General features: G+C 39.6%; 13 protein-coding genes. All 13 read left to right on the top strand.

The window, feature by feature from the left end; translation table 11 throughout:
- Positions 1 to 50: 50 nt before the first annotated feature.
- On the top strand, positions 51 to 776 hold the full coding sequence (locus FYJ39_RS00470) for a phosphocholine cytidylyltransferase family protein (protein WP_154470507.1): 726 nt from the start codon (positions 51 to 53) through the stop codon (positions 774 to 776).
- Positions 777 to 786: 10 nt separating this feature from the next.
- Complete coding sequence (locus FYJ39_RS00475) at positions 787 to 1836, top strand: pyridoxal phosphate-dependent aminotransferase (protein ID WP_195840346.1); 1050 nt, start codon at positions 787 to 789, stop codon at positions 1834 to 1836.
- On the top strand, positions 1826 to 3112 hold the full coding sequence (locus tag FYJ39_RS00480; protein ID WP_154470509.1) for a glycosyltransferase: 1287 nt from the start codon (positions 1826 to 1828) through the stop codon (positions 3110 to 3112). Before FYJ39_RS00475 ends, FYJ39_RS00480 begins: the two co-directional genes overlap by 11 nt.
- A 33-nt stretch (positions 3113 to 3145) precedes the next feature.
- On the top strand, positions 3146 to 4309 hold the full coding sequence (locus FYJ39_RS00485; RefSeq protein ID WP_195840347.1) for a radical SAM protein: 1164 nt from the start codon (positions 3146 to 3148) through the stop codon (positions 4307 to 4309).
- 1 nt (position 4310) lies between these two features.
- Complete coding sequence (locus FYJ39_RS00490) at positions 4311 to 5153, top strand: LicD family protein (protein ID WP_154470511.1); 843 nt, start codon at positions 4311 to 4313, stop codon at positions 5151 to 5153.
- Between the two features lie 42 nt (positions 5154 to 5195).
- Positions 5196 to 6398 (top strand): radical SAM protein, encoded by a 1203-nt coding sequence (locus FYJ39_RS00495; RefSeq protein WP_154470512.1) that lies wholly within the window; start codon positions 5196 to 5198, stop codon positions 6396 to 6398.
- Positions 6383 to 7621: a glycosyltransferase gene (locus tag FYJ39_RS00500; protein WP_154470513.1), complete on the top strand. Its 1239-nt coding sequence runs from the start codon at positions 6383 to 6385 to the stop codon at positions 7619 to 7621. Before FYJ39_RS00495 ends, FYJ39_RS00500 begins: the two co-directional genes overlap by 16 nt.
- 88 nt (positions 7622 to 7709) lie before the next feature.
- A complete protein-coding gene (locus FYJ39_RS00505; protein ID WP_154470514.1) occupies positions 7710 to 8231 on the top strand; it encodes a hypothetical protein in 522 nt (173 codons plus the stop codon).
- A complete protein-coding gene (locus FYJ39_RS00510; protein ID WP_154470515.1) occupies positions 8212 to 9438 on the top strand; it encodes a glycosyltransferase in 1227 nt (408 codons plus the stop codon). The genes FYJ39_RS00505 and FYJ39_RS00510 overlap by 20 nt, the downstream gene beginning before the upstream one ends.
- An 11-nt stretch (positions 9439 to 9449) precedes the next feature.
- Positions 9450 to 10094: a PIG-L deacetylase family protein gene (locus FYJ39_RS00515; RefSeq protein WP_154470516.1), complete on the top strand. Its 645-nt coding sequence runs from the start codon at positions 9450 to 9452 to the stop codon at positions 10092 to 10094.
- Between the two features lie 11 nt (positions 10095 to 10105).
- Complete coding sequence (locus FYJ39_RS00520; RefSeq protein WP_154470517.1) at positions 10106 to 11323, top strand: glycosyltransferase; 1218 nt, start codon at positions 10106 to 10108, stop codon at positions 11321 to 11323.
- A 1-nt stretch (position 11324) separates the two neighbouring features.
- Positions 11325 to 11903 carry a class I SAM-dependent methyltransferase gene (locus FYJ39_RS00525; protein WP_154470518.1) on the top strand — a complete coding sequence of 193 codons (579 nt, stop codon included), beginning with the start codon at positions 11325 to 11327 and terminating at the stop codon, positions 11901 to 11903.
- Positions 11900 to 14320, top strand: coding sequence for a glycosyltransferase (locus FYJ39_RS00530; protein WP_154470519.1), 2421 nt, complete (start codon positions 11900 to 11902; stop codon positions 14318 to 14320). The genes FYJ39_RS00525 and FYJ39_RS00530 overlap by 4 nt, the downstream gene beginning before the upstream one ends.
- Positions 14321 to 14328: the final 8 nt, after the last annotated feature.

Here is a 14328-nt window from a genome sequence, read left to right on the forward strand (position 1 = left end):
TAAGTTTATATATCATATTATATTAAATGCCAGGGGAGGAGCGGAGAAAGATGGAATGCAGGAAAGCGATTCTAATGGCTGCAGGCAAGGGGAACCGTATTTCAAGAATGATTCAGGATATACCAAAATCGACTCTTCCGATTAACGGAGTACCGCTGATACGAATTACTGTGGAGAAGCTTTTGTCGCTGGGGATAAAACCTGTGATTGTAGTAGGCTACCACAGGGATAAGATTACTAAGGCTCTGGAGGGACTGCCGGTTATATTTTACAATAATCCCTTTTATGCTGTGACAAATAGCATTGCCAGCCTGTGGTTTGCGAGAAAAGAGCTGGAGGATGATGTTCTGATTATGAACGCTGATGTTTATGTATCAGATGAGATTTTAAATGATGTGCTGGAGGATCCGAGAGAGGCGGTTATGTCCATAGACGTTACCCGAAGAAAGACAGGGGATTATTTTTTTGCCACGGCAGAAAGCGGTATTATTAAAAAGTATGGAAAGGATCTTCCGATTGATGAGAGAAGCTGCGAATATGTAGGTCTGGCAAAGGTCAGACAGCCCTTTCTGAAACGCTTCGCTAAACGTTTGGAGGAACTGATTAATCAGGAGCAGTATATGCTGTGGTGGGAAAATGTGCTGTACTCCTTTGCTGAGCAGGATGAATTTCCGATCCATACGATTGATGTGAAGAAGCTATTCTGGTCGGAAATCGACTATTTTGATGATTACGAAAGGATTCTTGAGTATCTGTCAAAGGGGTCAGAGGCTTAAGGGATTAATTATGTACATAAATGAACGAATTAATCAGGTTGTAAGAGTTAAATGCAGTGAGGACAGAAGCCCATTTTTGCGTTTAGACATGAATGAAAATCCAGAGGGACTTCCGGAAGAATTTGTTAAGGAGGTTCGGGAACGGATAGACGGACAGCTGCTAGCCAGCTATCCAAATAAAGCCCGGCTTATAGAGATGCTTGCGAAACAAGAAGGGGTCAGAAGGGAGAATATTTCTCTCACATGCGGTTCCGATGAGGCCATCCGGTATATATTTGAGGTATTTACAAAGCCGGGGAGCCGGGCTCTGATGGTCGCTCCCAGTTTTGAGATGTACCGAATCTATAGTGAAATATTTGGGGTTGCATTGGAACGGATACCATACGATGCGTCTTTTTCTCTGCCCTTTGAAAAGCTAAAGGGCAGGATTACTAAGGATATCAGCCTGCTGGCGCTTTTTAATCCGAACAGCCCAATTGGCGAGGCCTATACTCCGGCTGAGCTTCAGGAGCTTTTGGAGCTTTGCCGGAAAACAGATACGCTGACGGTGATAGATGAGGCTTACTATCCCTTTGGAGTTTCAAGCGCAGTGGGAATGCTGAAAGAACATGCACATCTTATAGTGCTTAGAACTTTTTCAAAGCTTTATTCCATGGCGGGTCTGAGAGTAGGCTATGCGTTGGGAAGCGCAGAACTGATTCGATGTCTGGATAATGCCCAGTCTACCTACAATGTGAACTCAGTAGGAATTCTGTTTGCAGAGGAGCTTTTGAGAAGGCCTGATATTACGAAAAGGCTGATTGAGGAAGAGGCGAAAGGACGGAATTATCTTCTGGAACGGTTGGAGCAGACCGGATATGAGGCGTATGCCAAGGGAGGCAATTATGTGCTTGTGAAAACCAAGAGGGCGCCTGAAGATACTGCGGCCCGGCTCAGAGAAAGGCATATTCTCATTAAATATTATAGTACAGGAATTTTAAAGGATTGGATCAGAGTTACCACTGGCAGCAGAAAGGTGATGGAACAATTCTGGAAGGAGTTTCTTAAGTGTGATAGCTAAAACCAGAATAACAGGCAAGGAGAAGCCTTTGGTTTCAATTATTATACCGGTGTATAACGGAGGTAATTATCTGTCAGAGGCAGTGGAAAGCGCTTTGGGGCAGACCTATACAAACTGCGAAGTGCTGGTGGTGAATGATGGCTCCGATGATCAAGGCGCTACTGCAAGGATTGCCGCTTCCTATGGTGACAGAATACGTTATTTCGAAAAGGAAAACGGCGGAGTGGCTTCTGCTCTGAACATGGGGATTGACCAAATGCGAGGGGAGTACTTTGCATGGTTGTCTCATGATGATATCTACAGGCCGGAAAAAATTGAGCTGCAGGTAAAGGCCGTATTGTCCTCTGGGGACAGAACCAGGCTGGTACAGGGAGAATACGAATTTTATCATATGCCAACAGGTACCAGAACGCCGACGGATTTTCATAAGCTCTATAAGGAAGAACAAATATGCCGCTCCTTTTTTTCAGTGCTTTGGCTCCAGAGCCATGCCTGCAGCGCTCTCATTCACAGAAGCCATTTTGAACGGGTGGGGAGGTTTGATGAAGCGATTCGGACGGTACAGGATGTAGAAATGTGGTTCAGGCTGTTCCGAAAGCAGCGTTCACTGTTTATCCCTCAAATTCTTCATTCGGTCAGAGAGCATCCAGAGGCAGGATCAAATACCATCAGCTGTTATCATGAAGAAACAGGTCGGATTTACTGGAGACTCATTGAGGAGCTGGATTTCCTTGAAATGGGGGAGGTATTTGTAAATGCTCCCACTTTTTTGTGCAGAATGGAAGGGTTTTTGAAAAGCTATGGCCGGAAACAGGAGGCCTGGCAGGTAAAAAGGCTTCTTGAGAGGGCTCCTGCTTTTTCAAAAGGGGAGGAGGAAGCCTCGATAGAAGGATTTCACCGGCGTCTGGAGATGTATTCCGGAGGGAAAAGAAGAAAAATCGCGATATTTGGGGCAGGACAATATGGAAAGCGTATTAAGTTTGAGCTGGAGAGCCGGTTGGTAAATCCGGACGTGTTTATTGATAATAGCCAGGAGAAATGGGGAAAGAGCATTGACGGACTTCCCTGCGTAAGTATGGAGGAGGCCTGCCATAAGAAGGATGAGCTTCTTGTGGTAATTGCCCAAAGAACTCTGACGCCTGCTCTAAGTCAGATTATTCATTGTGGCTTCCCATATTTTATAACCAAGCAAAGTCTGGAGGCGGAGATGCTGCATGTTCTGCCTGCCATGAGCCGTATGCAGGAGTGGCTATCTGACAACGTGTTAAATGCTTAAGGTATGCATAAATCTCAGGAATGGAGACTGGATATGAAGTGGAGTAACAGAGGACATGAATTTGATAAGAGCTGGAAGCAGATAGAGAGCAGGAAGAGGGTATATCTGTTTGGAGCTGGGGAATATGGGGAACTGGTATGGAGGACTCTTAACAAGACAGTGGGAATCTGTGGCTTTCTGGATAATGACCAAAGCAAGCAGAAAGGAGTATACTGCAGTCTGCCTGTGTATGCTCCAGGCGAAGTAAATCCAAAGGACAGGGATAAATGTATTGTTTTATGTATTTCTCCTAATACGAGAAAAGAGGTTATCTTCCAGCTTATGCAGGCCGGCTTTATATATAATGAAAATATGTTTACAATGGAAAGCTATATCTCCATTTACTACGCTTATGCGCTTCAGAAGGTATATTTCCCCTCTGTGTCTTTTTTGCCAAGCACTCGCTGCAATCTGAATTGTGAGGCATGTCTTAATTTTACGCCTTATATGAAAAAATTTGATGAGAGGCCCTGGGAGCAGATTAAGGAGGATGTAGATCTGTTTTTTAAAGCAGTGGATGATATCATGCTGTTTCATATCAGCGGAGGAGAGCCTATGCTTTATCCCAGGATGATAGAGCTGGTAGAATATATTGGCAGCCGGTACAGGCAGAAAATACATGTGCTGAAAACAGTAACGAATGGAACGGTGCTTCCGAAGGAGAAGCTTTTACAAACTCTGAAAAAGCACAATGTGGTTTTAACAGTGGATGATTACCGGGAAGCCGTTCCTGACAGCAAAGATACCTTTGACAGGCTTATTCTGACTCTGGAAAAATTGGGAGTAAGCTATGAGATTAATAAAGTGGATGAATGGATCGATCTGGCGCCCTTAACGACCCATCATGAAAGTTGGAGTGAGGAACGGCTGGGAAAGAAATTTGACGGCTGCCATGTGCCCTGGCAGGAGCTAAGAGGGGGAAAGCTATATAGCTGCAATTATTCCAGTTATGCGATCGTAGCGGGACTTAGCAAGGAAAATCCGGCAGACAGCTATGATTTGCGAAGCTACAGGCCGCAGCAGGCCAGGGAGCTGATGGAGTTCAGAATGGGCTACAATGAAAGAGGCTATGTTGAATTTTGTAAAAACTGCAGCGGCTATGTAGACCTAAACCCCAACAAGGTACAGCCGGCCAAGCAGGGGGAACGGAGACGATAGAATGATTGAGGCAAGAGAGTACCTTCCATCGGGTAAGGATTTAAAAATGCTTCAGAAAATTGAATTGGAGATGCTGATTGAGCTGGATCGAATCTGCAAAAAAAATAATATATCCTACTCTCTGGATGGAGGGACTCTTCTGGGAGCTGTAAGGCATAAGGGGTTTATTCCGTGGGACGATGATGTGGATGTAATTATGCTTAGGAGGGAATACAGCAAATTCAGAAAGGCATGCAAAAAGGATTTGGATGAATCACGTTTCTTTCTGCAGGATTACAGAAGCGATCCAAATTATCGCTGGGGATACGCGAAGCTAAGGAGAAAAGGAACGGAGCATGTAAGATTAGGGCAGGAAATGCTGAAGCAGAAAACAGGAGTTTTCATTGACATTTTTGTAGCAGATCAGGTACCGGATTCCTACTTGTTAAGGAGAGTTCATCACTTTCTGTGCTTCTGTATACGAAAAATGCTGTATGCGCCCTTAGGGGAAGCAAATTCCTCATCCTGGCTTTTGCGCAGGTGGTACAGCTTACTGAACAAAATTCCCAGGAATGCGTCTTTTTGGCTTAGGGATTTGCTGGCTGTCTGCTGTAACAGGAAAAGAAAGGAGCTAATCAGCCATTATACGTTACAGTATCCCAAAAGCTGCAGGTATGGTCTTCCCAGGAGGTGCTTTGATGAAATGATTGAAATGGAATTTGAAGGAAGAAGCTTTTCGGGATTTAAGGAATATGATGTGTATTTGAGAATGCATTATGGAAATTATATGGAGCTTCCGCCTGTAGAGGAGCGAAAGGCGCATTTGCATGTGTCGAGGCTGGGGTTGATGGAGGTGGAGGTTTGATACCCAGAGCAGGAGAAAACCAAGAACAGGAGAAGGGAAGATATGAAATGGAAAAATCCCGGACATGAGTTAGAGGGAAGAGCCAAAGAGGCTGTACAAAAATACAGAGCGCATAGGCTGTACGTCTATGGTGCGGGAATAGTTGGGAAAAGAGTGGTCAGGAGTATTCTGCATTTGACTGATTGGAAGATCGTGGGAATGATAGACAGAGATAATAGCAAGCAGGGCTCCTGTCTGGATGGTATAGAAATATTTTCTCTGGATACAGTTTTGAAACAGGAAAATCTGGAATCCTGTCAGATTTTGATTGGCTTGACGGATGAAGCTGGCTTAGCTGTAAAAAGAGATATTGACCGTTTTATGAGGGAAAGAGGAGCCCAGGTACATTGCATTTTATACGAAGAGTTTATGAGGAATGAATTTCCAGCTATAGTAAGTTATTACTATAATAAAATTTTTGTTCATTCATTGTCTTTAATAATTACGGAACAATGTACTCTTAAGTGTAAGAAATGCTCTATTATGCTTCCGTATTTTCGTGATATAGCTTCCTATTCTCTGGAAGAATTGAAGCAAGATGTTGACTTGGCTTTTCAGAAAATAGATTTTATTGGTGACTTTACTGTTACGGGCGGGGAACCGTTGCTTAATTGTCAGTTGTACAAAATTCTTGCGTATATAGGACAACGCTATAGAAAACGGATTGGCAGCCTGAAGATAATTACAAATGGCACTCTGCTTCCTAACAAAGAATTGTTAGACGTCATGGCAGAATATGATGTAACTGTAGAAATCAGTGATTACACCAGGGCTGTACCAGGGATCAAACATAGGGTGGATGAGCTAAAAGAAACATTAACAAGATATGGAATTATTTTTCATTTCCTATCAACGGCTCAGTGGGTTGATTTTGGTTTTGAGTCAGAGGATAAAGGATTGGACGAAAGCAGTCTAAGCGCTTTTTTTGATTATTGCAGTACAAAATGCCGCGGATATGTAAAGGGAGAAATCTGGTATTGTATCAATGCCGGATTTGCAGAAAAGGCATTGCAGAAACAGGTGGATGAGGATAATCGATTGGCTTTGGGCAGTATTGGAGAAAGCCTTGATGAGAGAAGGAAAATTGTAGAATTTGATTTGGGCTTTAATAGTAAAGGGTATTTGGAATTGTGCAGATGCTGCAATGGAACTTGTGAAATTAATACCAATTTTATAGAGGTGGGAGAACAATGGGAAAACCTTTGATATCCATTATTATACCTGTTTATAACGGTTCCGATTATTTGAAAGAGGCAATTGACAGTGCGCTGGCACAGACGTATAGGAATTGTGAAGTGATTGTGATAAATGACGGTTCCTGTGATAACGGCCGTACAGAAGAAATCGCTTTTTCCTACGGAGACAGAATACGATATTTTTCAAAAGCTAACGGAGGAGTAGCACAAGCATTGAACTATGGGATAAAGGAAATGAAAGGAAGTTATTTTTCATGGCTGTCCCATGATGATGTTTTGTATCCTGAAAAGGTAGAAAAGGAATTTGCAGAACTGGAAAGAACGGGAGCTGCTTTGGTATTTTGTTCCTATCACTTATTTGGAAACGGAGGGAGGAGGTCATTAGTAAGACTTTCAGACCATTTTAGTAAAAATAGATTGGAACAGGGAGTGTTTCCGGTGCTAAATGGACTGATCCAATTTGGAGGGGTTCTATTTAGCAAGGAGATATTTAACCGTTATGGTGTTTTTAATGAAGAATTAAGAACCACACAGGATTTTGAGTTTTTATTTCGAGTTCTTAAAAGAGAAAAAAGCTGCTATTTGGACGAGCCTTTATATGGGATTAGATATCATAAGGGGCAGGGAAGTCGTACGATCAAAAGCGTACTGAAAGATGCAGACGAGATGTTTATGATGTTTCTCAATGATATTAGTGATAAAGAGAGAGAAATGGCATATGGCAGTGTTTACAATTATTATTACCGTATGTATTTGAATATTTTGCCTCAGACTCATTTGGTGAGAAGCTTGGAGCAGTGCAGGAAAAAACTGAAAAGTTTCAAAGAGAAGGGATATGCTAAAAAAGGTTGCGCAGAGCAAAGAAGTACCCAAGCGAGAAGATGTATGGAATCGTACCTGGAGAAAGGTAAGCGGATATATATATATGGATGCGGAAATTATGGAAGGCGGCTAAAAAGGGATCTGGAATTGCGGGGATTTTTAGTGGAGGGGTTCATAGATGGAAATTCCCAAATGTGGGGAGCGTGTATAGATGGCAGTTTTTGTATTCCATTGAAGAAGCTTATATTTAATAAACATCAAATATTAATTATTGTAGCAGCGTTAGTTGCAGATGAAATCGTGAGGGAGCTGTCCAGATATGAAACGTTGGAATTTATAACGAAGAAAGTCATTGATGAGGCTGGGATGGATTTTCCTCCTGAGGCAGAAGTTGTCTTAAAGGAGAATTAAGGGCCGGCTTGGATTCGTATTTGAAGAGATGCCCATTATATATGTTTAAAAAGATTGTCGGATTAGCATGCGGGTGATAGGGAATAAAATGAAGAAATTGCTGACAGAAGGAATGGAGCTTTGTATTTATTGCTTAGGGGAATATGGAATAAGAACATATTTTAGATTGAGGGATTACGGAATAAATGTGAGTTGCTTTGGGGATGCAGATGAAAAAAAAACAGGTTTTGTGTTAGATGACGTTTATTGTATTCCTTATGAGGAATTTAGAAAGAAAAATAGAGAAAAAACTATAATTATTGTATGTATAAAGTATCCTGAAAAGATTATGCGAATGCTAAGAGAAGAGGGGTTCATTTATGTTTATTCCTGCCAGATGTTAGAAAAAGAGCTGAAAGTCAGATATAGGAAGATTCAATGCTCAGATGAAACAATTAACAAAATAAATATATTTCGTGAAAAACTCTACCAGGTGACCTGCCACAATGTAAAGTTGAAAAAAGGTGAATCAAAAGAAGGCTTTAACTCTGAAATAGAACGAGTTTTAATTGATGCAAAAATGAGGGCTCAAAAGAGGAAAGAAACAAACAATGAATGTTTTGGAAGTTAATTTTACAGATTTGGACGGGAGAATTTTTAATGGATATGATTTGCATTTGTCATTAAATGAGATAGAGGGTGTAAACGCACTGCAATATGTTCTGAATAAAGACAGTACAACAGAAAGTGTGCGGGTATTCTGTTCGGATCCTATCATTCATCAAGAGTTGCTGTATTTGGAACAAAAGAATTCCATAAGTCAGCTGTTAGCTCCCTATGGAAGACAGCTTTTGAGGGAGGAGGCTTTCCGTAAAGCAGATGTGGTTCATCTGCATATTCTGCATAATGACGTAATTTCTCTCCTTGATTTGCCGGAAATTATGGATAGAGATAATGTAGTCTGGACAATTCATGATCCGTGGGCTGTTACAGGAAATTGCATTCATCCTCTCGAATGCAGAAAATGGAGAACTGGTTGCTGTAATTGCGAAAAATTAGAATTGCCAGGACGAAAGATGAGTGTAGATAATACCAGTCAAATGTGGAAACTGAAACAAAAAATTTTTTCCCGGATTAATCCTTATATTGTGGTAGCCTCGGATTTTATGAGAAAGTATATAGAAGAAAGTCCTTTGACTTCACACTGGAATCGTATATTTCAGATTCCGTTCGGAGTTAAAGAGAAATATTTTGAAACGTTCAGCCAGAAAGAATGCAGGAGACGCTTTGGAATTTCAATGGAAAGTTTTGTTATAGGCTTTCGAATGCAGGAGGGAGAAATTAAAGGCTGCCGTTATCTTCTGGAAGCACTTGAAAATCTGTCAGATTCTCTTCCCATTCATTTATTTGCCGTGGGTAATCAGATTCTGCCTGAGCGAATAAGAAGACAATATTCTTACACTGGCCCTGTGTGGTTTAAGGAAGAGGATATGATCGATTTTTATCGCTGTTTAGATGTTTTTGTGATGCCGTCTCTTGCAGAATCCTTTGGAATGATGGCAATTGAGGCTATGGCCTGTGAAACAGCAGTTATATGTTTTAAGTCAACTGCTTTAGAAAAAATAACGCATGCACCCGAGTACGGAATAGCTGTAGAATATAAATCTTCACGTCAAATTGGAGAAGCAATTCGGCAATTAATAACGGATCGAAATAAACTGATTATTAAAAAAGAACAGGGGAAGAGGTTTGTTGAAAGAACGTACTCATATACCACCTATGTAAGCAGACACCTTAAGCTGTATGAAAAAATACAAAAAGAAGCATATAAAAAATGAGAGGAAAGTGAATGAAAAGGATACTAATAATAGGGGCACATTATGATGATGCTGAGCTAGGAGCAGGAGGGACAGCGGCCAAGCTTGCGGCGGCGGGAAAGGAAGTGTATAAGCTTACTCTAACGGATAATGAAGTGAAAGAAAGTGTATATAACAGAGTAACCAGAAGAGAGGACAGTATCCGTGACAGCGCTAGAGCCTGTGCGGCACTAGGGATAAAGGAGATAAGCAACTTCCAACAGGAGCGGGTATGCCAGTTAAAATACAGTACAGAGATTATGCAGAGAGTGGAGCAGGTAATTCTTGAGAAAAGAATTGATACTGTCTTTGTCCACAGTGAATTTGATACGAATCAGGATCATTGTGAAGCAGGAAAAATATCTAAAACTGCTGCAAGGCATTGCGATAACATTTTAATTTATCAAAGTAATCTATATGTGTGCGAAAAGCCTTTTTATCCAACTGTATTTTTTGATATTACAGATTATATTGAAATGAAACGATCTGCGTTAAAACAATACGGAATTGAGCATCAGAGATTTGGAGCAGAGAATGATACTTTATTCGAAAATAATATTGGCAGAAATAAATTGTGGGGCTATTCCAATGGAGTAAAATATGCGGAAGGATTTTTGCCGTTTAAATTACTATTTTAGGAGGACAGGCTATGAAAGCCAAGGTATCAATTGTAATTCCAGTATATAATGGGGCGAATTATATGAGGGAGGCTATTGACAGCGCACTGGCACAGAGCTATGAAAATACAGAAATAATAGTGGTGAATGATGGATCTGTGGACAATACTGAGAAAATTGCTTTGTCCTACGGAAATAAAATACGATATTTTTCCAAAGAAAATGGCGGAGTTTCTTCGGCGTTGAATATGGGTATTGCTAATATGACAGGAGATTATTTTCAGTATCTGCCTCATGATGATTTGCTCCATCCAGATAAAATTAAAATTCAAATGGAAGCAATACAAAAGAGCGGCAATAGGATGAGCATCGCTTGGAGTGGATGGAATAGATTTGTAGAATCCAGCCATAAGAAGCTCCAATTTCAAATTCCGCTGTGGTATCCTAGGTCTTGCTGGACAAAGAGAAGGTATCCTCTATTTTTTGGTATTTTAAATACGGTAACAGTTTTGCTCCATAAGAGGTATTTTGAATTAGTTGGAACCTTTGATGAAACACTGCGAACCTCTCAGGATTATGATATGTGGTTCAGAACATTTGGCATGAATGACACGGTTTATGTTGATAAACCGCTGGTAGATTATAGGATACATGAAATTCAGGGAACGCAGTCAGATAAAGAATTCCTGAAAAATTGCCAGAATTTGGCGTGGAAAATTTTGCAGAGAATCACTATAGATGAAATCAAAAAAGAATTTTCTTCTGAGTATATGTGTTTCTATGCACTAATGAAATATTATCATGAGGTTGGCTGGGAAAACCATAAATTATATGTGCTGCAAAGATTCATTGAATCAGAAGCGCCAATATCTGCGATAAAGGGAAGGAAGCAGCTTTCTGACGAATTATGTGGGGATGGAAGGCAGCTTGTGTTATATGGAGCTGGAAAAAACGGGAGACGGCTTTTGAAGGAACTATGGGCCTATGGTATTGAGGCCTCAGCGTTCTGCGATACTAACCCTTCAAATACTGGCAGTGAGATTTGGGGAGTAAAATGTATTAGCAAAGCTGAACTTACAGATATTGATGCTACTATTATTATAACGTTTGATGAGCCAGAACAAGTAAGAAAAGAACTTCTGTCCCAGGGCCTTACTCGGGTTATGGATTATGGGGAAGCGGCAGAGATACTATGGAGGGTATGCCCAATAAAGGAAAGGGTTTTACAGCTTATTCAAGGAGATATTTGAGATGGAATATTCGGGCACATGGAGAGAAATATGGACACAAAAGGGAGAGATGGAGGGCGGAATAGACGATCTGTATATATATGATGGTTGGGAAAAATCTAAGGCAGATATTAAAACAACTGCTTATAAAATAAGAAAAGAGCTGGATATAAAGCCTGATGACAGGGTTTTAGAAATAGGATGCGGTGCAGGTGCTCTCGCACAATATCTGGAGTGTGAGTACATAGGAATTGATTTTTCCCGCTCACTCCTTAAAAAACATATTGAATTTTTTGGAAATAGTGTGTTGTATGGAGAAGCGAATGATATACCCTTTAAGGATAAGTGGTTTGACAAAACTTTCTGCTGGGGGGTGTTTTTGTATTTTGAATCGTTAGAATATGCAGAGCAGGTTTTAAGGGAAATAGTAAGAGTAACTCGATCAGGCATACTGATTGGAGAACTTCCCTTAGAATCTCATGATAAAAAGCATCTTCTTTACACGAAAGAGATGTTTGATGGATGGATTTTGGAGGATGCCTGGACTAAGAAATACAAAGGTAAGCGATTTATCGCAAAGAAAAGAGAAGAGAATCTATGAAGATTATATTAAAAGAAAAGATATTGAGTATTATTTCCTCTATGGAAGAGGCAAATAATTATTTTAAAAAGCTTACAGATAAAGCCTCTGCTGTTGAGCTGTTCTTAACCTGTCAGGAAACGGCCGCACAGATAGGGGATATAATAGAAAAAAATGAGTCTCAGCCAGGAAAGGTAATTGAATATTTAGAAAATTACTGTGAGCTGGTTTACCAGCTGTACATATGTGAAGGAACAGAATGGGGAGCGCTTGTAGATAAGCTTGAAATGCAGGTAGAGAAAATCAGAAGCGGTATAGAAAAGGTTATACCAAGCGATAGTATGAAAGCTGTTTTTCTCCCATACATTGCTTCTATGTGGGATACATTTCACAGTATCTATCTTTCTGCAAAAGAAGATTTAAGATTTGATGTAAAAGTAGTTCCGATTCCTTATTATACGTTAGGACCGGAGGGACAGATTCTATCAGAACATTATGAAGGACAAGAAATTTCGGAGTATGCTAAGATTACAGATTACAGAAACTATGATTTTCAAAGAGAGCAGCCGGATATAATATTTATACATAATCCATATGATCAATACAATCGCGTCACCCGCATTCCAGAAGCATTTTATAGCTCTCAATTAATTAAATATACTTCAAGATTAGTATATATACCATATTATATTTCTAAGGAAAAAACGCTCGATCATTTTATGCAGCTACCGGGAGTGAGAAATGCCTGGAGAATTTTTGCGCAGAATGAAACGATTCGGGAACAGTACATTGAGAGTGGGATTGCTTCTGAAAAAGTAGTTGCGTTGGGGTCGCCTAAGCTTGATATGGTAGTTAGTTTCTCAAAGAAAAAACAGCCCATACCAGATGAATGGTCTGCACTAAAGAATAAGAAAGTGTTTTTTTATAATACAAGTTTAATGGATATAATGAACAGAGGGGATCTGTTTCTTAAAAAGATCCGGTATGTCATTTCTGTGTTTAAGGAACATAAAGATATGGCTTTACTCTGGCGGCCCCATCCTCTCAGTATTGCAACGATTCAGGCTACAGCGCCTGAATTACTAAATGATTATTTAAACTTGATCCAGGATTTTAAAAACAGCGGAATAGGAGTATACGATGACACAGGGGAGCTAGATCGTACCATTGCTATTTCAGATGCGTACATTGGTGAACTGCAAAGTTCTGTCAGTCAGTTATACGAAGCAACCGGTAAACCTATGTATTATATTGAAAATTACAATCCGGATTTTATGCTGGAAGAACGATATGCCAGATGCTTGTGTGCAGAGGTTATTGATAAAAAGATATATATGTACAGTTGGGAATACAATAGTATTTTTGTATATGATGAAATAACAAAGACGGTAAGGGTGGAACGAGGAGATGATACGGCGCTGGGATGTGAGAAATTTTTGTATTTGCAATCTATAGAAGATAGAAATATTATCTATTTTGTTCCAAGTGCAGCGCTTAATGTGATTAAATATGATATTTCCGATGGTAATAGAAAACTGATTAGTATTAGAAATGAAGGTAAAGCTTTTGATCCTGTAATCTTTGGTGGAAAATTATATTTATTGCCAATTTACTATTCGGACTATTTTGCGTCTATAGATCTTGAGACAGAGCAGGTAGAGTATATTAGTACTCACTATCGGGAACAATTTCCGAATATAAAAAACTTAGGGGAAAAATCATTGTTTTATGGTAATACTGTGCTGGGGCACAGTGTGTGGCGTATAAGCTTCATAGGTGCTTTTTTGCAAAGAATATGCTTTGACAGCAATGAGATTCAATATATTGAAATTGAAAACTTGAAGGAACCTTTAAGGGGGATTGCGTTTGATGGAAAATATTTTTGGGGTGCTGGATTGTACGGAAACAAGATATATAAATGGGATCCTAACGAAAATAAAATAATTTGTACCATAGCTATTGAGAGATGGGAGCAACTCCAAAAGACAATGCTGTTTTCAGATATATATTTTTTTGGGAATAGTATATGGGTGTTTTTTAAAAGAGAGTGTAATGTAGTGCGGATAGATCCTACGACGAAAAATATAAAAATATTGGATTTTAGTAATATTTTTGAACTAAGGTTTGATGGAAATGAACAGCAGTTATTTAGCGAAAATATAAGGATGTTTGGAAAATATATATATTTATTTCCTTACCATGCAAATGGAATTATAAAAATTGATATTGAAACTAATGAGGTTTATTTTGAAAAAATTTATATTGAAAGCCAACAGTTATTAAAAAAAATTTCAGGTAGTACTTTAAGTGAAAGTATCTGTAGCCTTAAGAAATATTTACAAAGGGTCAAACAAAGTAAAAATTCAGCGTGTAAAAATGGATATATGCTTGCTGGAGATAGGATTTGGAAGTATATCTTAGATAATCTGTATATGTAAAACAAAAA

It is taken from the genome of Clostridium porci (assembly GCF_009696375.1).
Classification (GTDB): Bacteria; Bacillota; Clostridia; order Lachnospirales; family Lachnospiraceae; genus Enterocloster; species Enterocloster porci.

Excerpts from the sequence above, each read along its gene's own strand:
- FYJ39_RS00470 (WP_154470507.1), top strand. The coding sequence starts at position 51 with ATGGAATGCAGGAAAGCGATTCTAATGGCTGCAGGCAAGGGGAACCGT.
- FYJ39_RS00525 (WP_154470518.1), top strand. The coding sequence starts at position 11,325 with ATGGAATATTCGGGCACATGGAGAGAAATATGGACACAAAAGGGAGAG.
- FYJ39_RS00515 (WP_154470516.1), top strand. The coding sequence starts at position 9,450 with ATGAAAAGGATACTAATAATAGGGGCACATTATGATGATGCTGAGCTA.
- FYJ39_RS00505 (WP_154470514.1), top strand. The coding sequence starts at position 7,710 with ATGAAGAAATTGCTGACAGAAGGAATGGAGCTTTGTATTTATTGCTTA.
- FYJ39_RS00495 (WP_154470512.1), top strand. The coding sequence starts at position 5,196 with ATGAAATGGAAAAATCCCGGACATGAGTTAGAGGGAAGAGCCAAAGAG.
- FYJ39_RS00485 (WP_195840347.1), top strand. The coding sequence starts at position 3,146 with ATGAAGTGGAGTAACAGAGGACATGAATTTGATAAGAGCTGGAAGCAG.
- FYJ39_RS00490 (WP_154470511.1), top strand. The coding sequence starts at position 4,311 with ATGATTGAGGCAAGAGAGTACCTTCCATCGGGTAAGGATTTAAAAATG.
- FYJ39_RS00475 (WP_195840346.1), top strand. The coding sequence starts at position 787 with ATGTACATAAATGAACGAATTAATCAGGTTGTAAGAGTTAAATGCAGT.
- FYJ39_RS00530 (WP_154470519.1), top strand. The coding sequence starts at position 11,900 with ATGAAGATTATATTAAAAGAAAAGATATTGAGTATTATTTCCTCTATG.
- FYJ39_RS00500 (WP_154470513.1), top strand. The coding sequence starts at position 6,383 with ATGGGAAAACCTTTGATATCCATTATTATACCTGTTTATAACGGTTCC.
- FYJ39_RS00520 (WP_154470517.1), top strand. The coding sequence starts at position 10,106 with ATGAAAGCCAAGGTATCAATTGTAATTCCAGTATATAATGGGGCGAAT.
- FYJ39_RS00510 (WP_154470515.1), top strand. The coding sequence starts at position 8,212 with ATGAATGTTTTGGAAGTTAATTTTACAGATTTGGACGGGAGAATTTTT.